This window comes from Providencia sp. AGC89 (assembly GCF_053543535.1).
The window spans coordinates 66448-88227 of sequence record NZ_JBIXLP010000094.1 but is presented as its reverse complement, the minus strand read 5'-3'; the positions used below and the strand labels follow the sequence as shown (position 1 = coordinate 88227).

Sequence of the window (21780 nt, the reverse complement as noted above, 5' to 3'; positions counted from 1 at the left end):
GTATTCATGAAACAGTTAAAATTAATAGTATTGCTCTGCATGCAAGGGTTAGTCGTGCAACCTATAGCTTATGCTTCATTACATCCTGAGCAACCATTATCTGTCGCTCCACCTAAAAGTGTCTTTATGGAATGGGCAAAGCCTATCGCACCTTTCAAAATAGCCCCTCAAGTTTGGTATGTTGAAACGACAAATTTAACGTCTATATTGATCACAACAAATAAAGGTCATGTACTCATTGATGCGGGCTTAAATGAAAGCGCAGAGTTAATTCAAAGTAATATTGAAAAACTAGGGTTTAATATTAGGGATATCAAATATATTTTGAACAGCCATGCTAGGTTGGATCAGGCGGGTGGGATAGCTAAATTAAAAAAAATAAGTGGTGCAAAGGTCGTTTCGAATAAACTCAATGCTGAGCAATTGGCTTTAGGTGGTGCAGATGATTTTGCATTAGGTGATGCATTATTATTTCCTTCAGTTAAAACAGATTTACTCTTAAATGATAATGAATCATTTAGTCTTGATGGTGTAACTTTTACTATATTATTAACGCCAGGGCATTTACCGGGAAGTACGTCATGGAAGATAAAACTAAATAATAATGACACACTGATATATGCAGATAGCCTAGCAACTCCTGGCTATTATTTAATTAATAATCTGAATTATCCAGAAATTATTGAAGACCTCCAGTATAGCTATCAAGTTTTGTATGATCAAAAGGTAGATATATTTATTGCAAGTAAGGGAGATAAGTTTGACCTTATAGATAAACTTACAGAATTAAATAATGGAAATGATAAGGCATTTTATGATGAAAATGGCCTTAAACGTTATGTTGAAAAATCCAAAATGTCTTTAATAAGCCAATTACATTTATAATCCTGTAAATAAAGAGTGAAAATCATGACAGTTAAATATTTAGTCCCAATGTTGGGTGCTATTTTATGCACTAATTCTTTTGCCGATGAATTAATATTAGGTGCAGGTGTTGGAATGTCATCACCCTATGAAGGGTCTGATAAATATATTTTAATACCGGATGCGACGATCCAATACACAGTAGATACAAACAGTTTTGGTATATTTAGTTTGGGCACTAGTGGTGCAAAGTGGCAATATAGTCTGTTTGATAATTTTCATATAGGTGTTCTTGGCGCTTATATGCAAGGTCGAAAAGAGGAAATTGGTTTTTCTGGTAGTAAAAATAAAGACTTAAAGGGAATGGGAGACCTTAAAGGTGCTATAGCTGCGGGTTTTGAAGTGAGTTATAGTATAGAAGAGCATTCTATCTATATTAATTCATTGACGGCACTTGGACATAGGGATTATGGCGGGGTAGATGTTGATAATGCAACAAGGGTTGAGTTTGGGGTTAACTCGCATTTTGAATTAAATGATGACTGGTTTATTGATACCAATATATCCACAAGATACGTAAATAAAAATTATAACCAAGCTTACTTCGGCGTGACTGAAAAGCAGTCTCTTAAGACGGATTACGCTGTATATACCCCCAAAGCAGGTATTAAAGATGCAGGTATTCTAATCGGGTTGAACTATAGGTTGAGTGAGAATTTTTTCCTTAATTTAAAATCTGGAGGTTATTATCTATTTGGTGATGCGGCTGATAGCCCAATTACAAAACAAAAATATGGGCTAGTCAATATAATTGGTCTCTCATATGCATTTTAAAGAACATGCAAATGAAAATAAATATTAAATATACTATATATGCATCAGTGTTTTTATTATGTGGATGTGTTGTAGGCCCAGGCTGGTATAAAGAAGGTGTAAATTATGAAGACTCTGAAAATGTCTTGGCAAAATGTAAATATGATATTGGTATTGCTTTAGTGAGTTCAAATGAAAGGCCAGAACTCATCGCTGAATGTATGAAGTCTCAAGGGTATAGATACAAAAACTATTCACATAGCTATTAAATTTAACTTTATATTCTATATTGTAATTTATGGTGCTAACTGATGGCACCTTTTTATTGGATAACTATGATTATTATTTTTAGTAAGTTTTTAAGAGAGTTAAATAGCAGCGGTTTGTTTGAAAATATAAACTATGACTTATACCCTAAGTTGGGAGTAATATATGGATGTGATAAAGAAAAAAGAGAAATAAAAATCACTCTTTCAACATTAAATGATAAAGAAAATAGGGTGACAATCACTGTGCAATCCGATGTTGATTGGAATAAACGAAAACAATTGCGTGCAGTACTTATTAATGAAAGTTTATATATAAGCCATGGCGACTTTATAGATAGGGTTACGCCTATTTTCATAAGGAATTATTTCTTTAAATTTGATATTATAGATTTTTTATCTATAGTCATTTGTCAAAATAGAAAAAGATAATAGGGTTAAGCGGTTATCAGTAGGAAAAGTATCGATATAGAAAAGAATGCTTATTTACCTTAAGTAAGGGGCTATTATCTCTCTGTGCATGTTGATAAATTTTACTTAATGTACTTGTTGCGCATCAGTGATACCCCTTATCAACCATGTTTTAGGTAACTATATATCAATGAAATGACACGGTAAGTGCGTTTTTTTATTTGGGTGGAGTAAAACTAACCTGCATAACGGCCTAATTGCAAAGGCTTTTTCTTACCTATAGGCTTTGATTATAGACAATAGGGCTATCTATTATTGTTACTATGTAATATATCGAGCCAGAAAGTTGCTCATCTATTTATGAATATCATTTAATTTTAAGGGTAACAGGTGGTATTTAACACAAGTTTATTTAGTTGATGAGGGGGAATATATAGGGCTATAAGCAGTAATAACTGTACCATTTATCAATCTATTTTTCATTATCCTTGCTATATATCCTAACGTTTTCTAACGCAATTAAAATGTTACCCTAAACCGATGAAATTTAAAATTCACCATATAGAGCGTGGGCATAGACCGTTTAGGTTGTGCTTTTATTGCGGCTCCTTTAAAATAAAGTTGATCAGTGATTTATCATTGGTCTTGCCTCTTCTAGCGTTTGGTCGCGCTAGCAGAATACTCGGTTAGCTTTGGTCGGCGACCCGAGGTAAAGAAACCCATTTAGGTGGGTTTTTTTACGCCTATCAATCAACGCTTGTCAGCCCTAACTGGCTGGTCTTGCCTCTTACGTTAGCCTAACTCTTTTCCCTAGGTAGGCTGATTTTTAGGTTTGAACACTTATCTAAATACTTGCTGTGTTTGTATTAGTAGAAATAATATTAGCATCGATATTTTTATCATTCAATAGCATTGCTAATTACTCTAGGCGATAAAAAACCGAAAATATTAGCGATAGTATTTAATTGATTGTTTTGGTTAAGCAAAATCAACCATTTTTATTGGAAGAGACTTTATGACTTTACCTATTACGCGTAAATCATGCATCTCAGCTTCTTCAATATAAAAAGTTTCATAGGCAGGATTATCAGATTTGACCGCAAGCTTCCGGCCTTTAACTCGCTGTAATCGTTTTATGAATAGGGAGCTTTCAAAACTAAATACATAGACGCCATCCCCATCAAAAAAGTCACTGTGTGTATCAACGAAAACAACATCCCTAGGATTAATTGCCGGAGACATGCTATCGCCGCTGATATTAATCATCTCAATTCCTTTAAGACTTTTACGACCAAATAACTCAAAAATTTTTTCGGAAGAGAATTCTATTGATTTTATGGTGTCAGGGAAGTCATTATTAATAAAACCACCGGGACCTGCTTTTGCATATATATCCATTAATCTCAATGTGTTGTGATCGCTTCTAATCGATTGTTGTGGGTGAGTGGTATCTTCACTTCTATTTGTTGACCTGACGTAATCGAGTAAAATTTTTAATTCGGGGTTGATATCTTCAGGCTTAACACGAAGTAAAGCGGCAAATTTTAATGTGGTATCTGTATTTAACGCAGTACGGCCATTGAGATACTGGCTGACGGCTCCTTGCGTAGAAAAGCCAAGTGCCTCAGCTGCTTTTTCTTGAGTTAAGCTGAGAGATTCACGTTTGCTTTCCCAGATATTACGTAAATTTTGGGCTGCTATTTTGTCTGATTCTGAAATTTTTCTATTCATATCATCTATTTTATTTGTATTGCTAATATTATGCCACTAGTATTGCTATTATTTTCGTTATTAGTACTGCTAATGTTGAATCGTTAAGTAAAAAAGGAGCTAACAAATAAGATTAAATATTTACCTAAAGAATAACAGTAACTTAATCAGTTTGAATTTGCTCAAACCATTGGCGTGATACAGGGCTATATCAGTTAAGTCATCAAAGGTAACTCCATTCCAAAATGTTGTAAAGGCATTGGTTGGGCATCAAAAACAAACGGGTTATTAGACCACTTGCTTTATCACCCGAAGTGAGGTGATTTGATTTATCTTTTAATCGTTTAATACATCGCTTAAAAGTTGAAATATATGCACTTGGAAAAAAGAAAATCGCTCCCATCATATGGTTATATATTTTATAACGGATATAAGGCCGTCTTGTCATAAGGTTATTAGATGTCGTTAGTTGGAGTGAAAATGAAAAAATCGGTTTATAAAGCAAGTGGTTTATGGAACCAAGAATCTTTCATAACTCTTTTTGTCGCAACAAGCGAAAAAGATGTACTTTCAACAATCGTATTTTGGGCAAATCTTGGTGGCGCTCGAGTCGATGAGCTATCTATCGAGCGTTATTGCTCAGTGCATTAACCAAACTAAGATGAAGTGGCAGGCCAATGACAAAAAACAGTAACAGAACGTAAAGCTGAATAACGTAAGCGGCAAAAAGAATCAGGCATTACTGAGGCTGAGTTATTTCTTGGTAAGCAGGGGGGTAAAAATGCTTCAAAGAAATTGTGCATTACGTAGAGCCAGTAGAGAGCCTTGTAAGAATGCGAATTTGATTCGAATGGATGACATACTGTGATGCTATTCGGCTCTAAACGAAACAATAGGATATCTAAGTTGTTATCATAGACGACTGTGGAATAGGTAGGTTAAACATACAAAACACTGTTTATTTAAACAGTGTTTTGTGTATAATCCATTTATTGGCTTGAACACCCAATCTAAATACTCGCTGTGTCTACTGAGAGAAAAAGTATGGCACAGTATAGCTTTATCAAAATATCTAACGGCTCTCTTGTTTCGGCTTCCCGCCCAGCAAGGGAATTCATGCACGTCAAAATCAAGTGTGGTGGTGTGCTTTCGGCTGATTTCAAGAAAGACCGCGATTCACGACGCCATCGCAACTACTCCGCAATACTCAATTTAGGGGATAAATATTGGCAGCCAATTGGCGACAATACTCCAATTGATAAATTCTTTAATGCTCTCCGTTATTGGTTAGTAGAACAATTGGGCCATTATGAAACCTTTGAAATGTCTGATGGCAGCCTACGCCGTATCACCCAATTAATCAGTTTTACCAAAATGAACGACCTAGCTTTTGGTGAACTCTACAAAGCCACCCTCGATGTACTTTGGAACTGTATTTTATTTCGTAAAATTCCCACCCAACAGGTTGCTGAAAATGTGGCAGCTCAGTTATTAGATTTTATTTAGAGGCAAGACCAATGAAACTCGAAAATGCACTGAAAAACTTTCACCCCAAATCACCGATATTTAGCGATACTGCGAGCAGTACATCACCCGACCGTTTAACTGGAACGGACATCATAGCTGCTATGGGGATGATTGATCCTCAGGCTAAGTTTGGCATGACGGCTTTTCTCGCTAAAAATGATGTCAGCGAAGAGGATAAAATTTCTACCATAGAAGCCTTGACGCAATATGCGAAAAAACAGACCCCAAAGCTGGTAGCAAAAGCTGCAGGTAAAAAACTAGGTCATTGTTTAATCATATTGGCCAAAATCGCATTTGAGGACTACGCTCGTTCGGCAGGTTCCGTTTTCCCATGTTCAACCTGTAGCGGCAAAGGGATGATTGATAAACAAGTCACTACAACAAAATATTCAACAAGAGACGCTGTCTTTTCCTCCTTTACCAAGGACAAGCCCAAACGATATACAAATACTGAGCGTGAGATAGTGGAAACTGAAAAAGTGATTTGCCAGTCATGTAAGGGAAAAGGCCAGTTAACACAGCGCTGTCGATGCAAGGGGCGGGGGAAAGTACTGGATGAAGCACAAACAGAACGACAGGGCGTCCCAGTATTCAAAGATTGCCCACGGTGTGCAGGCCTCGGTTTTAAGCGCGTTCCCTCATCTGTCGCATATAATGCAATAAAGCACTTGGTACCAGAGCTTAACGAAAGAACATGGCGCCGAAATTGGAAACCGTTTTATGAAACATTGGCCAGCAAATGTTTCATTGAGGAAAGTATTGCAGAGCAGGCGTTTAGCAAAGCGATAAAATAAACTGATCAAATAAACAGTAAAAAGCTTGCATTTTGTCCGAAGCTGGTTTATTATTTTTCCACAATGGACATTCTATACCTAATTAAGTAAATCGATGTCTCATTTTACCAATTCAAAACCTCGCGATTGCGGGGTTTTTTTATATCTAAAAACCTCAACAAGTGTTTCGTTTTCTTAAGAGTAGAACCTCACTTCGGCAGGGTTTTATTTTGTGATCTTCTGTGGTTTAGCACGATAAGTGAGGTTTTAAGTGAAAGTCTGCATTATAGGCATTTCTGGCGCAGGGAAAACAACGTTAGCTAAAAAATTAGCCATTGAACTGAATGTCCCTACTTATGCGTATGATGATATATATTGGAATAAAAGGAGTGGAGAATATATTAAAAATACTCCTGAGATAATTAATTCACTTGTTTCTGCCATAAAATCGGAAAGAGATTGGATAGTTGAAGGCGCGTATGATCGTCGGATGCTCCCATTCTTTGAAGACTGCTCTTTGATTATTAGATTGAAGATCCCATATCGGATATGTGTGTTAAGAATAATAAAGCGTTACCTACTTGCAAAAATAACAAAAACAAGACATAAGGAAACGATTCTAAATACCATTGAATTACTTCGCTTTGCAAAGCGATTTGATAACCAATTAAATGTTTTTTTTGATTCAAACCCAGCTGTTATGCATAAGATAGTTGAAGTTAATAACACTAAGCAGTGTTCACTAGAAATTAAAAAACATTTAAATGAAACTTCATAATTTAAAGGGGACAGTGATGCCATTTTCTATGTTTAACCGACTAATATGTAAGGTAACCCTTACAAGTTCAGTGATCTAGTCTTGTGGATAGCTTATATTCAAGAGGTCGCCTAGTGCGGCTTTTTTTGTCTATAGTAAAAAGCTAATTTCTAGTTAATTTTTTATGGATAAAATAGCAATTCTTAAATTAAGCTAAAATTGAGTGGGTTAAATTTTTTATTCTAATAGTTAGTTTTTAATTGATATTAAGATTCATGCCTTTTAATTTATTAAATGTAATAATTTCCTTTCTTGTTTATTTAAAAAAAGGATGTTTTTATTGTGAGTATTTTCAAATTTAAAAAAATAATGGCTATCACTATCTTTTCTTGCTCATTTTCAAGCTTTGCTGCAAATCCACCGTTACAATTTCACATTCACGGTTCTTTTGAAGAGGTTGTTCCTCCGTGTAATTTGACAAGCGAGTCGAGCTTTAATTTGGGTTTTGATACCATTCCAACATATGTAAATATTGGATACGAAACGCAAGCCGAGTTTGTCAGAGTAAGTTATCAATGTATGCAGGATGTTAATGTTAAAGTTTATTTTTCTGATGCTGCCCATAAACTTTCTAGTGCAGCATATCAAACGACAGCGAGCCATATTGGGGTTAAAACTAAAATAAATGGTCAAATATTAAATCCCAATGAAAAACTAGAGTTTAAGTCTAAAGCAGGAGCATCAGAAATCCCAGTTGAAGTTAGTTTAATAAGGCTAGCAGAAACACAAGGTAATGGTGGTAGTTATGACTTTAATTTAACGGGTATTATTGAGACAGAGTATAACTAATATTTTAATTAGTATATTGTGTGCTGCTTTTCTATTAAATTCTTCAAGGTCACTTAGGTGGCCTTTTTTATTAACTCAACCTCAGGCACTCCGTAGGGGGTGAAATCATGCGTATGGATAAATACAGCAACGCAGCCTACGGCAGTGCTGGGCTTACAGCATTCTTTGCAAGTCTATCACTTTATGAGTGGGGCTTTATTATCGGGATGGCGTTTAGCATTATTCTTGGTCTTATTACCTTTTTTATGAATCGACGAGAGCAGCGAAAGCGAACACGTTTATTTGAAGAACTCGTCAATAAAACCGATCCTCTAAACCCCTCAGCCACTGCACGAAAAGCTGCCGAACTTATGGCGAAAGCGCCTAAGGATATCTAATGTCACTCAAACAAAAACTCACTGTGCTTGTTGGTGCAGGGGCTTCGGCTATCGGTTTAGCCGTGATTGCGCATTATGAGGGGATTAGATATGAGCCCTACGAGGATGTTATTGGCGTGCTGACGGTCTGCTATGGGCACACAGGGAAAGATATTGTTCCCAATAAAACTTATACCAAAGAAGAATGTAACGAGCTGTTAGAGCTGGATTTTATGAGAACCAAACTGCAGGTCGATCGCCTAGTTAAAGTTCCTGTAAGCGAACACACCAAAGCCGCGCTTTATTCATTTGCTTTTAATGTGGGTACCGGCGCATTTGCTAAGTCGACCATGTTGAAAAAGCTTAACGCAGGTGATCAATACGGTGCTTGTGAAGAACTAAAAAGATGGGTTTACGCGGGGGGTAAGGTATGGCGTGGGTTAGTGAATCGCAGAGATGCGGAGGCCGTGATATGTCATGGAAGCCTGTAGCCGCTGCAATTTGCATTGTGCTATTTGCGATAGCAATGATTGCATTCGGTGTTTATCGTCTAACAGGCAACACTTGTGGCATTGATAAAGCCAGCTTAGAAAAGCGTTGCCAAAAAGCTATCAACCATTATAAGGGCCGATAAGTTAACTTTTAATCTTCTCTATGGTAACCGCCATGAATAAAGTCAGAGCATTGTTATTTGTCGCTGCATGGGTGGCCATATGGGGAATGTGGAAGCAGTACGAGAAGATAGGCGAACTTAACACCAAGAATGCCAAGCTACTCATTGAACTAGCTGAGCAAGTTAAAATCAATGAAGATTACCAAGAGCGCGTTCAAGCGCTTCATAAACTCGATACTAAACATATCCAAGAGCTAACAAATGCAAATGCTGAAATTGATAAGTTGCGTATTGCTGCTGAGCGCAATCCTGAGCGGGTGTACATCAGAGCCAGTTGTCCGAAAGTCGAAACCAATTCCACCTCCCGCGTGGATGATGGAACAACCGCCAGACCTACTGACTCCGCTAATGTGACGTTTAAACGTTCTCTCTTCCCTGATACAGCGGCCATTAGTGCGTTGTATCCTAATCTCCACCGCATATAAGGTTTTTACTATGCCAATTAAACAAACACGATACGTTGATATTGCATCGGCGGTCATTGGTGCGTCTGCTGTTCCGATGCGCAAACTGACTGCACGTTTATTTTCCACCAACCCGAAAATTCCTACGGGTAAAGTATTGGAATTTACCAGTGGCCAAGTCGATGAGCTATTAGGTATTGATGCGCCAGAGGCTCACTTTGCGCGGCAATATTTTAGCTATGTCAGCCCTGCACCAGTCAGTAAACCCAAAGAATTACAAATTGCCGCCTATGAGCCAGTAGGGCGTGCGCCTACGCTCTTTGGTGCAAAAGCGGCCGCATTAGTGGATTTAAAAATCATTACCGATGGCACGCTATCGGTCACGATAGGGGCTGTAACTAAAAGCTATAAAGATATTGATTTATCAGAAGCAAAATCGTATTCGGATATCGCGTCTACAATTCAAAGCAAGCTTAATGCTGAGAGTGAACCGCAGTTTTCCAGTAGCTATCTGACGTTTAATGCACTGGAAAGCGCGTTTGAACTCAGTGGCGGTGTTCAGGAAAGTGCATCGATAAGTGTCGAGTATTCTGCGCTGGCTGAAGCCATGGGGCTTTCTTCCGGTACGGCATCGGAGGGGAATCCCGCGCAAACGCCTTTAGAGGCTTTCATTGTTGCCGAGCAAGTTTCAGATTCGTTTGGTAGCGCGACATTCCTTGACGAAATGCCATTAGAACAAGCGGTTGCTTTAGCTCAGTATGTTTCGGGTGAAAACGTCAAGTACCAGTTACACCTTAATGTTAGTAAAAATAAGGTTGAAGATTTTAGTGCAGCCTTGATGGGAACGGCTTCTGTTGGGTTAAACCTCAAAACGGATGATAGTTTCTTTATCCAAGCCCTACCCATGGCAGTTATGGCGGCAACGGATTACGACCGCACTAATGCGACGACAAATTACATGTTCCGCCAGTTTAGTATTGCGTTTCCTGCCCAAGTCACTACCGATAAAGATGCGGATCGCTACGATAAGCTTCGTGTGAACTACTACGGTGAAGTAGTGGTGGTTCGGATTCTGTAACCATTGGTAAAGGAAATCTTCCAGCGGTGCCCTTGAAATTCTCTGGCACAACGAGTTCAAATGGTGGTCATACTCATAATCGTGGAACGATGAATATCACTGGGGAATTTGCGAATAATGGTGAGGCATGGAAAAATACAACTACATCAGGACATGCGGCAGGAGCTTTTACAAGGATGACGACGAGAAATGTTACCTCACACACAGAAACATCGAATGGTGGGTGTTACTACTCCTTTGATGCTTCAAAGACATGGTCTGGAGCTACATCTAATAATGGAGCCCACACTCATACCTATTCAGGAAATACAGAAAACCTTGGTTCAGGAACGGCTTTGGCAGTAACCAACGCCTATATTATGTTAATGGGTTGGTATCGTATCTCATAAGTAATTATTGAAGCTAAAGTGGCGCAGTCAGTGCCACTTTTTGATTGCTGTTTATATAAATCAATTAGTTGACTAAATAATTCTAATCATTCACTGTTAATTTTAGATACAAATACATTTGTATCAACTATGAACTTAAAACTGTCGTAATTGTATTCTGAACAAATATTAATATGGGATGCTCTATCACATGTAAGGAATCAATGATTAAAAACGTATAAAATTTAGTATACTTTCTTCTATTAGAGAATATTGTGCGATATTTTAAAATAGCCTGAATATTTCATCTTTATATAATATTAATTTTTTTCATCATAGTGCATCCAGTCGTTAATATTATTTTCTACTTCCCACTCCTTAATTTTACGTATTATTGACTATTAATCGAGATATAAATGATTAATTCAGTGTTTGTCTTATTGTTTTAATTACTTTAATACAGTGAAATACCGTTGCCAAATACAAGGAGATATTATGTATATTAATTTTGCTTATGATATGGTAAACATAGGTTGGTTAACATTTATTATCTTTATGCCTATAGACCCTGTTTTTTCCTATTCTGCGCTATTGGAAATAACGACACTCTCGGTAAAGTAACCTTATTATAATCGGTTAGATAGAGATTGAGGTAACAACAATAATCACATATAAAGCAGCTATGACCAAAACAGCACCAATGATTGTCCTAGCAAAAAGGCAGCTAAGGCTGGTTGGCGGCGATTTAGGGAGTAGCGCTGAAAAACTCCAATAAGCAAGAACGAGTAATAAAAAAGCAAAAAACAAAAGATAAGTAATAGTGAATGCCACTTTGAGTCCCCTTAAATTTAATATGATTAAGTCTAAGGTATTTGGGGTTTATATGCGATAAGAAAAAATGCAGAAAATTGATGGTAATAATATAACTCGCAAAATTTAATATTTAAGCAAGTTGGTTTAAATTATTTTGAATGTCAACATTTCCTATCTTACTTATAAGATGCCAGTAAGCCTGTTCGTTATTAACGTATAACATTAACATGTTCTTGTTTGACCTGCCTCTCAGGCTGATCAGCCAATTGCATAGAGATGGGAACTGAAATGTTGAAATCCAGCAGCCAAGCTAGTTTAGTACTACTATTCGGCTGCCCTTCATTAATCACACAGTACTCAACTGATCCAGAATAGAAATAAATACTATGTAAAACTTTGAGGCTCTTCTAAATTAAACTGTGATTGTCCTTTAGATTTTGCAGACTTAAAGTGAAAGATCCCAAAAAAGCTGACTTTCCTCAGACGCATGACCAATCTTTCGTATTAGGGAAAAAGGAATCGAGTTACTATCATCGAGAGTCTTTCCGATAATATTAGCAGCATTTAGGTAGTCATATCTCAGTCCAAAGCTGGCCACCATAGTAGGTTCCGCTGAGTGAGTACGATCTAAGAGTGCTTGATTGAACTCGATAAACTGAACGAGCGTGGCACCTGCGGCTTTTAATCCAGTGAAAATAGAATCAAACAGTTCAGTATGGAGTGCCCGTGTAAACACTGCGATAGTCTGGCCCTTAAGATCCGCAGGCTTCAGATTATTGACCTTCGCGAGGGGATGATTGGCAGACATCAGTAGTTCAAGCTTGAGCTCACAGAGTAACATTGTCTCAATTTCAGAATGGTGTACTTCACCCAACACAAAAGCAAGGTCTAAACCCCCCTTCAGAACCCGATCAATCAGCCCTGAGCTCCAGCCAATATCGAGTTCAACACTGATATCGGGATAAATTAACGCAAATTGGTCGACCAGTTCTTGTCTGCGAACAATATGGTTGCCGTAAGGAGGAGAACCAAGCCTAAGGTGACGCTCATCTCGGTGTTGCAATTGGGACGCAAGAGCTTCGGTCAGCATCATTGATGCGTGTACGCCGCGTGCTGCTTGAAGTAGCTCGTAGCCCTGTTTGGTTAAGGCAATATTACGTGTGTTCCGAGTAAATAGGGGAAACCCTAACTGCTCCTCAAACTTTTTCAATCGGGCAGACAGCCACGGTTGAGCTACATGTAAACGCTCAGCTGCTCGAGTGAATGAACCTTCCTCAGCGATTATCGCAAACTGCACCACAAGGCGCGGATCAAGCTTCATTGAGCAATTCCTCATTTATATCGCAGAGATCTGCATGTTGTAGCGTAATGTTTAATGACCGTCGCATTTTAACTAAATCCTATTGGAATTATAACGAAATCTTAACCGCTATACTGTTAGCATGTATATTGTTATTTATACGAAATTTGACTTAATTACGAGAAAATTCGTCTTAGACATGGCTTCTTGATAGAGGGATACTTCCATCGAAATCTGTACTAATCCACTACTGGTAAATTGGTTTGGCGTACGGCCACAATTGTTAGCATTAGTGTGAAATAAACAAATTTGGAGGAATGCATGGACACGAAACAGAGGTTCGACCAACTTAAGAATACGGAACGCCTCAATGACGAAATTCTGTTTGAATTCTTTGATTCGCTTTCACCCGTTTCTACAGATGAAGTTCTGGGGCGCTGGAAAGGCGGTGATTTCAATACAGGGCACTGGTGCAATCGTGCTCTGATAGAAAGGAAATGGTACGGAAAGTGGTATCGTAGCAAGATGGACGCAGTGCCACTTATCTGTTATGACGACCAAAATCGCCTATTTTCAAGTCAGGCAATGAAGGGTGAAGCCTCGCTTTGGGATGTAGAATTCCGTGGAAAAGTCTCGACTACCATGATCTACGATGGTGTACCTATCTTCGATCATTTACGTAAAGTTGATGAAAACACACTGCTCGGCGTCATGGATGGTAAATCGTTGGAGGGCTCCCCTGATATTGTTGATAACGGCAAGTACTACTTTTTCTATCTTGAAAAGGTAGATAGTTTCCCAGTCGAATACGTGGAAGAGTGAAAAACTGTTTATGTGGGCAAACGCGGCTATTGCTCGCCGCGAACAAGCTCAAAAGCAGTGTTGAGTGATTTGAAATTTGGATAGGAGAATCCATGATGAAAGCCGCTGTACTCAATACGCCTAACGGGCTCTTTTCGATTGAGAATATTGAGATTGACCACCCGAAAGGGCGCGAGGTTCTGGTGGAGGTCAAAGCATCTGGCCTTTGCCATACGGACTTACATATTGCAGAGAATAACTACGGCTTTCCGCTGCCAGCCGTACTAGGGCATGAACTAGCTGGAATTGTCAAAGAGATAGGCCCTGAGGTCAGAGAGTTCGCTATTGGTGACCATGTGGTTGGTTCTCTGGTTCAATATTGCGGCCATTGCGAAGCCTGCTTGGACGGACGAACTTACCAATGCGAACATCCTGAGGAAACTATGCGAGGTGCAGGGGAGGGACAGCGTCTAACCCTTAATGGTGAGCCAGTCTTACCGATGTTTGGTACTGCTGCTTTTGCAGAATTCACTTTGGTACATGAGAATCAGCTGGCCAAGGTTCCCAAAGAGTTACCTTTTCCTCAAGCTTCAGTTCTAGGCTGCGGTTGCGTAACAGGAGCCGGAGCTGCGATTAACACCGCTGCGATCAGACCAGGAGATACGGTCGCTGTGATTGGTGTTGGTGGCGTGGGTCTTAACGTCATCTCTGGCGCACGGCTTGCTGGAGCTACACGTATTATTGCCATTGATACTCAACCGGCTAAAGAGGAACTCGCTCGTCGGTTTGGTGCGACTGATTTCGTATTGGCGGGAGATGGTGATCATGTTGAAACGGTTCGTACCATGACGAATGGCGGAGTTTTACATGCTTTCGAGGTGGTAGGTGCAAAATCTACCATTGAGCAGTCTGTCAAGATGTTAAGAAAGGGAGGTACTACCTATGTGATTGGTATGCCGAAGCCAGATAACCCCATTAGTGTTGATGCCTTGGAGGACGTGTTGCTTAATCAGGCAACTATTAAAGGGGTTTACATGGGGTCTTCGAATATTAAGCATGATATTCCTATGTATGCCAATCTTTATTTACAAGGACGTTTTAATTTGGATGACCTCATTTCCAAACAGATCGATATCGATGAAATTAACGAAGCTTATCAGGAGCTTAAAAATGGCGGCATTGCACGAAGTGTAATCACCCGCTTCTGACCCAACTCATAAGGAAGCCGCATCATAGATTTCAGTCAAACGGATACATCCTGTACCTTTATTGGCAATGAGATTGTTATTTTAGGGGGCTTGTAAGGGCAATGTAAATCACGGCTTCTAGCCTGTGTTTATAAGACCTTTAAAACACTCTGAAAAACTTAAAATCACATAAAATCATGCAGTAAGGTATTATCTTACTGCATGAAATATTAAGGTGCCCTTCATGAATAATCACCACTTCGCGATAGGGATTTCATTGGCTTTGGGCACAGGTACACTATCAGCACAAGCTCAATCATCCGATGATAATGTGATAGTGACAACGATGATAGTGACAAAGCCAACTGGTTGTGTTGGCCCGGAGAAAAGGCGACGTCTGTAGATCTGATATGTGCTGTACACCACGGTTACCAAGACTGATGGTTCAACAACTATCGAAAACGTTAAAGTAAATCCCAACGCACCGATAGGTTATTTTTATGTCTATTTATACCGTCTTGCCTGCTATCTAGCTTAACGAGCGTCACCTTCCTCTAATCTAAGAATTTTTGTTTTAAATTCTAAAATTACCTTGTTATACCGAGGCACTTATTTGTTATTTTATAGTATTCTTGAACAATTACCTTTGCGTCTATAATAATGGGTTTTAATTTGGCATAGTTATTAATAATAGCAATTTAATTCTAAATTTAAATTGAGTAATTTTAATTTAGTCATTTTTAGATATTCATTTATGTATTTTTCGTATATGGCTAACGGATTGTTTTTGTGTTGCTAGTTTAAGGAAATAGCTACATATAATCGCAAATATACCACCAATCAATGTTTCCATTATTCTTTCAAGTAAAAGATGGTAATCGATATGGTTAAAGTAAATTGACATTTCTATTAAGGATAAAACAAGTCCTGTAAGGCAAAATGTGCCAAAAACGTTGTTTTTTTTGCTGTTACTTATCGGGATTAGAAAAGCAAATAGATATATCAAAGCAAAGCCAACATACGGCATAAAGGCAGTAAAATTAAACGTAAAATATAAAATAAAAACAACAAGTAATGTGCCAATAACTCGATCTCTAGTTAACTTAATGATGTTAGTTAATTTAGGATTTAACACAAATATATATGTCAGTGGTGCCCAGAAGAAATGGTCAATATTAATTGCTCTAGAGGTCAAAACACATAAAAGCAACCCAAAAGAATAGATTAGTGATTGAAAAATAAGGCTATATGATAATTTGTCTTTTTTTAGTGATATATACTTTTTTATTTGGAACATCGTAATTTTTTTACGGTTACTGATGGTGTAGCAAAATACAAGAGTTATGATTGTTCCTATCAGCAAGCCTATTACTAGGCCATCAAAGCTCGATTTGTTGAGTGTCGCCCCTATGATATAAAAAATCATGAAGTATTTAAATGACATATCCAATGAGGAGTCTATATTGTAAAACTGGTAGTAAATAAAAGGTGCTATGAAGAGAATTACCAAAAATAGGCTGCCGAAACCCAAAAAATAGCCTAAGGCAGATCCTATAAAGACAAAAAAAGAACACAGTAGTGAATAGGTGATATTTTTATATTGGCTAGCTTTATTAAATATCGTGTAGCCATGCAGGGTTGAGAGTGAACTCCATAGTGTTGCATCAATGCCAGCAATGTAATAAGTAATAATAAAACTTACTACGAGGCATAATGTGAAATAAAAGCTCTCTAAAAAATTAATCATAGATTTACCTAGTTACTAAATGAAAAAGCAAGGGCTCAGTTTGCTCGATGTTCAAATTATGACTAAATCAAAAAACACATGAAAAGAGCCTGTTAAAAGGTATAGTACTATATTTTCTATTATTTCCAATAAATAGCGTAAATACTTTTTTCATACACTATAGTTTTCACTCTTCAGTTTCAATGAGAATAATTGAATTACTGGTATTTTATGAGAGATGTGTTTTTGGAGCTCGTATTCAATTCGGTGAACAGTCTGTAAGATAGAGATATTTATGCTCAAAGTCGATGTAAAATGCGCATTTTGCCAATCAACGCATCTAGTTAAAAAACATGGATAGCGAATTGTTGAGCATCAATGCTATCGCTGCCAAGCCTGTGCCAAAGATTCCAAGTAGATTATGAATATCGGGCTTGCTAATCTGGGAAAAAGGGTAAAATTATTGACCTCACGGTGAATAATGCAGGTATTTGTGATACTGCCAGAACCCCCCAGCATATTTATTGAACGCGAACACGATCTATTATGATGGTCTACATATTGAATGCATGACCGTTTTTAGGGTGTAGATGCTCTAAATCATTACAACTTTTTTGTAATTTTAAAATCGTACCCGTGTTAACAACAATTTTAAATTTTTCAAATTGTTGTTTGAATTTTCTGTCGGGTTTCTAAATAATCCGCCTCGCCCGTTAGGATGAGGTAATATTTTATGTGGAGGTGAGTATATTAATTGACAAGCATCTTTTTATGAATATACGGATATGATGATTATGTATTTAAATAGTAGAAGTATTCCCGTATAAAGATCCCGTATCGCTGATAGTGTGCGAAATAGATTCCCGCCATCATTGAGAGGTCATTGAGATTTTTTGAAATCTTCTATGCCTACCGGCTGGCGGGAGTTGAACCCGCGTCCGAAATTTCTACATTCTTTATAGCTATACGATAGAACAATAAATTACATTATTTTTCAACTATATATATTTCACTGGTTACTAGTATATGTCATTATTTCATAGTTAAAATGGACAATATATGGATCATATTAACTCACCAATATAGTTATTATATTTATTATAAATTCTTGTGTTATTATCCAATAAAGGCAGGGTGTAAGTAGGATTGCTAATATAGTCGGCAATGATCCAAGCTTTATTTGGCATGTAGTCATTATCTGCATATATGAAAATATCAAAGGTGAAGTTATATAATGATGCAAGTAATTGTTTAAGATAACTATTACATAGAATGCTAGTTTTAATTTTGACCGAATCACCTACGTCAATGTTTTTATAATTTAGTGATGAGGTGAATGACAAATGAATTATTTTTATGATCTCAAAAATTTTCGATTCTAAATTTTTATATGTTTCCACAATATCCGAATTTTTGTTTTCCTCAAAATTTGGATGAGATATTTTTTCAATTAAAAAACTTAAGTCTGACCATAAGGAACTAACCTCATTTAGGTATTTAATTGATACATTTGGGGTAGGGGTGGACATTAAATTAGCATCATTAATAGAATACACTGATTTATACAACAAATAGGGGTTGGTTACTTTAAATTTTTGTTCAAAATCTTGAACGTTATTCTCGGGGGTATAATCTATCATGTAAATAGATACATTAAACGGTTCTAGGACTCTACTGTTAATATACTCAACAAAACTTTTTTTATGCGAAAATAATAAATCTAAGTTATTTTTATTTTTTGTTTGCTCTATTTGTTCATTGGTCTGAACTGTTCTATGTATATTATTAATCACGGCAGTAAACGGAATTGCCAAAGACAATAAGCCTAATGGCAACGTACTGATTTTAATGAACCTTTCAAATCCGTGAGCTGAAAATACAGGTGTTTTTCCCCACCAAGCGAATAGGCCGAAATATATAAATGAAACTATAGGGATAACAATTGCTAACCAAAATAGTGTTTGCTGAGTCAGTGGTTTAGCATCAATCTTGAATGTTTTAAAATAACGGGCTATCCCAAAAATACCAGCAATAATTAATAAATAAATACCTATAAGGTAATAGCTGTTCATAAATTTCATTCCATAAAATTCAAAGGGTTTTTAGTCACTGCATCTTCCAAATGACTTGGTGCAAAGTGTGCGTAAATCATCGTCATTTTGATATCAGAGTGTCCGAGAATATCTCTTAAAACTAAAATATTGCCGCCGTTCATCATAAAATGGCTGGCGAAAGTATGACGTAAAACGTGGGTGCATTGTCCTTCAGGTAATTCAATCCCTGCTTTATTGATAGTGCGCTCAAATGTTTTGCGACAAGGGGTGAATAGCTTCCCGCGCTTCTTAGGAATTTCATTATATAATTCCTTTGAAATCGGAACGGTACGCACCTTTTTACTTTTGGTATTTCTGTAGGTAATACGGTAGGGCGTAACTTGGCTACTTTCTAAATTTTCGGCTTCACTCCAACGTGCCCCTGTTGCCAGGCAAATTTTAGAGATCATCAAAACGCTTTCGCTATTAGATTCTGAAAGTGCCTCAAGTAATAATTTAATTTCATCTTGATATAAAAACGTCACCATACTTTCATCGACTTTGAAAGTCGGTAGCCCAGCTAATGGGTTGGCCAATGACCAATGACCTAACTTTTTCAGCGTACCAAAAACCGCAGATAAATTACGTTGCTCATGATTAACGGTAACGGGCTTAATTTCCATTAATCGACCGTTAATATCAGGAATTTCACCCTTTAAGCGTCCTTCACGATAAAGGCTAAAATCAGAAGCGGTTAATTGGGATGCAATAGGATCACCAAGCCCTGCACAAATGGCCTTGAGTTTTGACATCATTCTGTCAGCATCGGTTAACGTTCTGCCATATAAATCATGCCACTGCGTGATTAAATCCGATAATCGCCTGTTATCCTGTTTTTCACCTAGCCACGGTTTATCTTCCATTTGTCCCAGGATATATTTTTCATAGGATAAGGCTTCGCCTTTGGTCACGAACTTTTTGCGAATACGTTTACCATTGACGCCATTCGGTCTTAAATCACACAGCCATTCGCCAGACTCAATTTTTCTTACAGTCATCTCTATATCTATTGGTTTTCAATAATCGTCACTACACGACCTAACACGGTTAAGTCTTCTAAATCACAATCAAATGGAATTCCAACGCCTGAAACACGGACTTTTTTAATTGGAATTCTTGTTAACTCACGAACGCTAATTTTACCCTCAATATCGACAAGCCATTTGCCATCAAAAACATCTGCAAATTTTTTATCGACGATTGAATAGGTATCGCCATCTTGAACACTAATTGGTTCATCAGGGAGTGGGGCGGTATTTTTGAACATGACCTTATCGAACATCACGCTACTGGCAGGAACAAGCTGACCATTCACTAAGCGATAGTTTGATAATTTGATGATATCAACTTTTTGATTGTCAAATGGGGTTCCTGTTCCAAATGTCAGCCACTCAAGGCTAGCTCCTGTCTCTAGTGAACAACGAACGACGATATCAGCGGGGAATATATCTCTTTTATAACGCATCGATAAGCTACTACTAGCAATACCCAAATGTTCAGCTAAAGCTAATTTAGATGAAAAACCATAAGCCTCAATAGTACGATCAAGGACGTCACTGCCGCCTTTAGTGAAGTTTATTTCTAGACTCAAGGTAAATACCTCTTGATTTTAGCTTTGAGTGAATTTATAGTTCACTCATAGTTAGTGTTAGTCAATGTTATATAGAATGTCACTAGATGATAGCTAGTGATAACCAATAGGAGATTTTGCCTCATGAAACAAAATACCGCAACAGTTTCACATTCTGAGAATCGTTGGGTTCCTTTAAAGTCGTTCTGTGAACGTACAGACATCAAAATTCGTACCGCGAGATACTACATTCATACTGGAAAGCTAAAAATTAAGCCTAAGACAAAACCAAACGAACGTGTTTTTGTTGACTGGTTTGCTTGGAATAATGGCTAGTATTGTTCGCGTTTAGTGAATATTGCTAAACGAATAGTGAAATAATTAACAGGTAAAAGCGATGTTTGAATACAAGTTAACAAAACAGACTAGCTTTAATGATGCATGCCTAGCATTTTCGTTAACGCACAAAGGGGATTTAGTGAAGATAGCGGAAAGCGTCGGCATGAATCCTCAAATGCTACGCAATAAACTAAATCCAGAGCAGCCACACCAAGTGACTTGCAGCGACTTAATTAAGTTAACTGATGCTACCAAAGACCCATCACTATTAGATGGTGTATTGGAACAACTGAATTGCCAGCCATCCGTCCCTATGACGGATATTGGCGATAACAATGTGCAAGGTTATCTACTAGGGGCAACCGCAGAGGTCGGTAAGTTAGCCAGCCATATGGTTAATGGAGTGCATGTTAACAGCGCAAGGTCAGCTGAAATTAAGCAAAGCGTTAATAACGCGATCCGTTGTTTAGCCTTAGTTGGCGTGACTATCTCAGCACGTTTTCATTCAAACCCTGCATTGGTATCCGCGATTGATACGGTAGTAGGTTTTGGCCAATCAATGGTGTGAGGACAATATGACTCAAGCACACAAGCAACAATATAAATACAAAGTTACGGGCGATTCATTTAAAGCAAAATCTAACAATGATTTAAAAGTGATCATCCCTGTAATTGTTTTTGCCACTATCTATTTACTCGCAAGAATATAGGTGGAAATTATGTATCAGAACCCAATAGAGCTAGAACAACGCGCCCAATATCTGCAATTAGACCAGCGTATTAATGGGCTTAATAAAACATCCGAAATTAAATCAAAACACTTTGGTTTAAAAAATGATGAGCTGAAATATTTTATAAAAGAAATGCGCGACCGTTTTAATGAGCATCACGAAGAAAATAAAAAGTTTCTAGGCGTTATTTTCTATATGGCGAATATTGATAAGAGCCGCCATGATTGCCAATTTGAAGATCTCACCACTAAAGAGATTTTTAATATCGTCAAAGCCATTAATCACATAAAAGCCATTAGCGCATTTTTACCAAAAAACTTAGCTTTACCCCTTAATTAAATAACCAACGAAAAATTAATGACATTGATTTG

General features: G+C 37.6%; 27 protein-coding genes and 2 pseudogenes. 22 read left to right on the top strand and 7 right to left on the bottom strand.

Annotated elements, in window-relative coordinates; genetic code table 11:
- The first annotated feature begins 6 nt into the window (after positions 1 to 6).
- The 4 genes from ACIPUA_RS22685 to ACIPUA_RS22670 are packed head-to-tail and all read left to right on the top strand — an operon-like array spanning position 7 to position 2375.
- Positions 7 to 885: an HARLDQ motif MBL-fold protein gene (locus ACIPUA_RS22685; RefSeq protein WP_449060188.1), complete on the top strand. Its 879-nt coding sequence runs from the start codon at positions 7 to 9 to the stop codon at positions 883 to 885.
- Between the two features lie 24 nt (positions 886 to 909).
- The gene (locus ACIPUA_RS22680; protein WP_449060187.1) at positions 910 to 1698 is read left to right on the top strand and encodes a MipA/OmpV family protein; all 789 of its coding nucleotides are present in this window, start codon (positions 910 to 912) and stop codon (positions 1696 to 1698) included.
- Between the two features lie 11 nt (positions 1699 to 1709).
- Positions 1710 to 1946: a hypothetical protein gene (locus tag ACIPUA_RS22675; protein ID WP_042844971.1), complete on the top strand. Its 237-nt coding sequence runs from the start codon at positions 1710 to 1712 to the stop codon at positions 1944 to 1946.
- Positions 1947 to 1988: 42 nt separating this feature from the next.
- Positions 1989 to 2375, top strand: a complete 387-nt coding sequence (locus ACIPUA_RS22670; RefSeq protein ID WP_042844968.1) for a hypothetical protein — start codon at positions 1989 to 1991, stop codon at positions 2373 to 2375.
- A gap of 957 nt (positions 2376 to 3332) precedes the next feature.
- On the opposite strand, the gene ACIPUA_RS22665 is transcribed toward ACIPUA_RS22670, so the two are convergent.
- Positions 3333 to 4085, bottom strand: coding sequence for a LexA family transcriptional regulator (locus tag ACIPUA_RS22665; protein WP_071548264.1), 753 nt, complete (start codon positions 4083 to 4085; stop codon positions 3333 to 3335).
- Between the two features lie 459 nt (positions 4086 to 4544).
- On the opposite strand from ACIPUA_RS22665, the gene ACIPUA_RS22660 reads away from it, so the two are divergent.
- The 11 genes and pseudogenes from ACIPUA_RS22660 to ACIPUA_RS22610 all read left to right on the top strand — a co-directional run bounded on the left by ACIPUA_RS22660 (position 4545) and on the right by ACIPUA_RS22610 (position 10870).
- Positions 4545 to 4715 carry a hypothetical protein gene (locus tag ACIPUA_RS22660; protein WP_164975505.1) on the top strand — a complete coding sequence of 57 codons (171 nt, stop codon included), beginning with the start codon at positions 4545 to 4547 and terminating at the stop codon, positions 4713 to 4715.
- Between the two features lie 393 nt (positions 4716 to 5108).
- Entirely contained in the window at positions 5109 to 5570 is a 462-nt protein-coding gene (locus ACIPUA_RS22655) for a DUF1367 family protein (protein ID WP_042844962.1), read from the top strand.
- Between the two features lie 11 nt (positions 5571 to 5581).
- Entirely contained in the window at positions 5582 to 6385 is an 804-nt protein-coding gene (locus tag ACIPUA_RS22650; RefSeq protein WP_048607795.1) for an antitermination protein, read from the top strand.
- Between the two features lie 250 nt (positions 6386 to 6635).
- Positions 6636 to 7142, top strand: coding sequence for a hypothetical protein (locus ACIPUA_RS22645; protein WP_042844959.1), 507 nt, complete (start codon positions 6636 to 6638; stop codon positions 7140 to 7142).
- Positions 7143 to 7463: 321 nt separating this feature from the next.
- Positions 7464 to 7970, top strand: coding sequence for a hypothetical protein (locus ACIPUA_RS22640; RefSeq protein WP_042844957.1), 507 nt, complete (start codon positions 7464 to 7466; stop codon positions 7968 to 7970).
- Between the two features lie 107 nt (positions 7971 to 8077).
- Positions 8078 to 8347, top strand: a complete 270-nt coding sequence (locus ACIPUA_RS22635) for an HP1 family phage holin (RefSeq protein WP_449060186.1) — start codon at positions 8078 to 8080, stop codon at positions 8345 to 8347.
- The gene (locus ACIPUA_RS22630) at positions 8347 to 8817 is read left to right on the top strand and encodes a lysozyme (RefSeq protein WP_449060185.1); all 471 of its coding nucleotides are present in this window, start codon (positions 8347 to 8349) and stop codon (positions 8815 to 8817) included. Before ACIPUA_RS22635 ends, ACIPUA_RS22630 begins: the two co-directional genes overlap by 1 nt.
- Complete coding sequence (locus ACIPUA_RS22625) at positions 8799 to 8960, top strand: hypothetical protein (protein ID WP_449060184.1); 162 nt, start codon at positions 8799 to 8801, stop codon at positions 8958 to 8960. Before ACIPUA_RS22630 ends, ACIPUA_RS22625 begins: the two co-directional genes overlap by 19 nt.
- A gap of 32 nt (positions 8961 to 8992) precedes the next feature.
- Complete coding sequence (locus ACIPUA_RS22620) at positions 8993 to 9424, top strand: lysis system i-spanin subunit Rz (protein WP_423810700.1); 432 nt, start codon at positions 8993 to 8995, stop codon at positions 9422 to 9424.
- A 10-nt stretch (positions 9425 to 9434) separates the two neighbouring features.
- Positions 9435 to 10466, top strand: a pseudogene (locus ACIPUA_RS22615) (DUF3383 family protein); the annotation flags it as partial.
- Positions 10467 to 10507: 41 nt separating this feature from the next.
- Positions 10508 to 10870 (top strand): hypothetical protein, encoded by a 363-nt coding sequence (locus ACIPUA_RS22610; RefSeq protein WP_042844954.1) that lies wholly within the window; start codon positions 10508 to 10510, stop codon positions 10868 to 10870.
- Between the two features lie 615 nt (positions 10871 to 11485).
- On the opposite strand, the gene ACIPUA_RS22605 is transcribed toward ACIPUA_RS22610, so the two are convergent.
- Complete coding sequence (locus ACIPUA_RS22605) at positions 11486 to 11680, bottom strand: hypothetical protein (RefSeq protein WP_042844950.1); 195 nt, start codon at positions 11678 to 11680, stop codon at positions 11486 to 11488.
- A gap of 427 nt (positions 11681 to 12107) precedes the next feature.
- On the bottom strand, positions 12108 to 12983 hold the full coding sequence (locus tag ACIPUA_RS22600) for a LysR family transcriptional regulator (RefSeq protein ID WP_449060183.1): 876 nt from the start codon (positions 12981 to 12983) through the stop codon (positions 12108 to 12110).
- A gap of 300 nt (positions 12984 to 13283) precedes the next feature.
- Between ACIPUA_RS22600 and ACIPUA_RS22595 the strand changes: the two genes are divergently transcribed.
- The 3 genes from ACIPUA_RS22595 (at position 13284) to ACIPUA_RS22585 (ending at position 15353) form a co-directional block, all read left to right on the top strand.
- A complete protein-coding gene (locus tag ACIPUA_RS22595; RefSeq protein ID WP_042844948.1) occupies positions 13284 to 13784 on the top strand; it encodes a DUF4334 domain-containing protein in 501 nt (166 codons plus the stop codon).
- Positions 13785 to 13876: 92 nt separating this feature from the next.
- Complete coding sequence (locus tag ACIPUA_RS22590) at positions 13877 to 14971, top strand: Zn-dependent alcohol dehydrogenase (RefSeq protein ID WP_197679462.1); 1095 nt, start codon at positions 13877 to 13879, stop codon at positions 14969 to 14971.
- 223 nt (positions 14972 to 15194) lie between these two features.
- On the top strand, positions 15195 to 15353 hold the full coding sequence (locus tag ACIPUA_RS22585) for a hypothetical protein (RefSeq protein ID WP_155405735.1): 159 nt from the start codon (positions 15195 to 15197) through the stop codon (positions 15351 to 15353).
- Positions 15354 to 15698: 345 nt separating this feature from the next.
- Here the strand turns inward: ACIPUA_RS22585 and ACIPUA_RS22580 are convergent, their stop codons facing one another.
- Positions 15699 to 16697, bottom strand: coding sequence for an FUSC family protein (locus ACIPUA_RS22580; protein ID WP_042844947.1), 999 nt, complete (start codon positions 16695 to 16697; stop codon positions 15699 to 15701).
- A gap of 274 nt (positions 16698 to 16971) precedes the next feature.
- Here ACIPUA_RS22580 and ACIPUA_RS22575 point away from each other — a divergent pair.
- Positions 16972 to 17183 (top strand): annotated as a pseudogene (locus ACIPUA_RS22575) (IS1 family transposase); the annotation flags it as partial.
- A 557-nt stretch (positions 17184 to 17740) separates the two neighbouring features.
- Here ACIPUA_RS22575 and ACIPUA_RS22570 read toward each other — a convergent pair.
- From ACIPUA_RS22570 to ACIPUA_RS22560, 3 genes are read right to left on the bottom strand one after another with little or no spacing between them, the layout of a single operon-like run.
- Positions 17741 to 18748 carry a hypothetical protein gene (locus ACIPUA_RS22570; protein WP_449060182.1) on the bottom strand — a complete coding sequence of 336 codons (1008 nt, stop codon included), beginning with the start codon at positions 18746 to 18748 and terminating at the stop codon, positions 17741 to 17743.
- A 5-nt stretch (positions 18749 to 18753) separates the two neighbouring features.
- Positions 18754 to 19767 (bottom strand): site-specific integrase, encoded by a 1014-nt coding sequence (locus ACIPUA_RS22565; RefSeq protein ID WP_449060181.1) that lies wholly within the window; start codon positions 19765 to 19767, stop codon positions 18754 to 18756.
- An 8-nt stretch (positions 19768 to 19775) separates the two neighbouring features.
- Complete coding sequence (locus tag ACIPUA_RS22560; RefSeq protein WP_449060180.1) at positions 19776 to 20360, bottom strand: phage repressor protein CI; 585 nt, start codon at positions 20358 to 20360, stop codon at positions 19776 to 19778.
- A gap of 376 nt (positions 20361 to 20736) precedes the next feature.
- Between ACIPUA_RS22560 and ACIPUA_RS22555 the strand changes: the two genes are divergently transcribed.
- Genes ACIPUA_RS22555 through ACIPUA_RS22545 form a run of 3 tightly spaced genes read left to right on the top strand, consistent with a single transcriptional unit; the run spans position 20737 to position 21748 of the window.
- The gene (locus tag ACIPUA_RS22555) at positions 20737 to 21246 is read left to right on the top strand and encodes a phage regulatory CII family protein (protein WP_449060179.1); all 510 of its coding nucleotides are present in this window, start codon (positions 20737 to 20739) and stop codon (positions 21244 to 21246) included.
- Positions 21247 to 21253: 7 nt separating this feature from the next.
- Complete coding sequence (locus tag ACIPUA_RS22550) at positions 21254 to 21388, top strand: hypothetical protein (RefSeq protein ID WP_267751015.1); 135 nt, start codon at positions 21254 to 21256, stop codon at positions 21386 to 21388.
- Between the two features lie 9 nt (positions 21389 to 21397).
- Positions 21398 to 21748: a DUF5347 family protein gene (locus tag ACIPUA_RS22545; RefSeq protein ID WP_072502804.1), complete on the top strand. Its 351-nt coding sequence runs from the start codon at positions 21398 to 21400 to the stop codon at positions 21746 to 21748.
- Positions 21749 to 21780: the final 32 nt, after the last annotated feature.

Excerpts from the sequence above, each read along its gene's own strand:
- ACIPUA_RS22625 (WP_449060184.1), top strand. The coding sequence starts at position 8,799 with ATGTCATGGAAGCCTGTAGCCGCTGCAATTTGCATTGTGCTATTTGCG.
- ACIPUA_RS22685 (WP_449060188.1), top strand. The coding sequence starts at position 7 with ATGAAACAGTTAAAATTAATAGTATTGCTCTGCATGCAAGGGTTAGTC.
- ACIPUA_RS22595 (WP_042844948.1), top strand. The coding sequence starts at position 13,284 with ATGGACACGAAACAGAGGTTCGACCAACTTAAGAATACGGAACGCCTC.
- ACIPUA_RS22650 (WP_048607795.1), top strand. The coding sequence starts at position 5,582 with ATGAAACTCGAAAATGCACTGAAAAACTTTCACCCCAAATCACCGATA.
- ACIPUA_RS22585 (WP_155405735.1), top strand. The coding sequence starts at position 15,195 with ATGAATAATCACCACTTCGCGATAGGGATTTCATTGGCTTTGGGCACA.
- ACIPUA_RS22580 (WP_042844947.1), bottom strand. The coding sequence starts at position 16,697 with ATGATTAATTTTTTAGAGAGCTTTTATTTCACATTATGCCTCGTAGTA.
- ACIPUA_RS22590 (WP_197679462.1), top strand. The coding sequence starts at position 13,877 with ATGATGAAAGCCGCTGTACTCAATACGCCTAACGGGCTCTTTTCGATT.
- ACIPUA_RS22635 (WP_449060186.1), top strand. The coding sequence starts at position 8,078 with ATGCGTATGGATAAATACAGCAACGCAGCCTACGGCAGTGCTGGGCTT.
- ACIPUA_RS22680 (WP_449060187.1), top strand. The coding sequence starts at position 910 with ATGACAGTTAAATATTTAGTCCCAATGTTGGGTGCTATTTTATGCACT.
- ACIPUA_RS22555 (WP_449060179.1), top strand. The coding sequence starts at position 20,737 with ATGTTTGAATACAAGTTAACAAAACAGACTAGCTTTAATGATGCATGC.
- ACIPUA_RS22675 (WP_042844971.1), top strand. The coding sequence starts at position 1,710 with ATGAAAATAAATATTAAATATACTATATATGCATCAGTGTTTTTATTA.
- ACIPUA_RS22670 (WP_042844968.1), top strand. The coding sequence starts at position 1,989 with ATGGCACCTTTTTATTGGATAACTATGATTATTATTTTTAGTAAGTTT.
- ACIPUA_RS22600 (WP_449060183.1), bottom strand. The coding sequence starts at position 12,983 with ATGAAGCTTGATCCGCGCCTTGTGGTGCAGTTTGCGATAATCGCTGAG.
- ACIPUA_RS22660 (WP_164975505.1), top strand. The coding sequence starts at position 4,545 with ATGAAAAAATCGGTTTATAAAGCAAGTGGTTTATGGAACCAAGAATCT.
- ACIPUA_RS22665 (WP_071548264.1), bottom strand. The coding sequence starts at position 4,085 with ATGAATAGAAAAATTTCAGAATCAGACAAAATAGCAGCCCAAAATTTA.
- ACIPUA_RS22565 (WP_449060181.1), bottom strand. The coding sequence starts at position 19,767 with ATGACTGTAAGAAAAATTGAGTCTGGCGAATGGCTGTGTGATTTAAGA.
- ACIPUA_RS22655 (WP_042844962.1), top strand. The coding sequence starts at position 5,109 with ATGGCACAGTATAGCTTTATCAAAATATCTAACGGCTCTCTTGTTTCG.
- ACIPUA_RS22570 (WP_449060182.1), bottom strand. The coding sequence starts at position 18,748 with ATGAACAGCTATTACCTTATAGGTATTTATTTATTAATTATTGCTGGT.
- ACIPUA_RS22545 (WP_072502804.1), top strand. The coding sequence starts at position 21,398 with ATGTATCAGAACCCAATAGAGCTAGAACAACGCGCCCAATATCTGCAA.
- ACIPUA_RS22630 (WP_449060185.1), top strand. The coding sequence starts at position 8,347 with ATGTCACTCAAACAAAAACTCACTGTGCTTGTTGGTGCAGGGGCTTCG.
- ACIPUA_RS22550 (WP_267751015.1), top strand. The coding sequence starts at position 21,254 with ATGACTCAAGCACACAAGCAACAATATAAATACAAAGTTACGGGCGAT.
- ACIPUA_RS22620 (WP_423810700.1), top strand. The coding sequence starts at position 8,993 with ATGAATAAAGTCAGAGCATTGTTATTTGTCGCTGCATGGGTGGCCATA.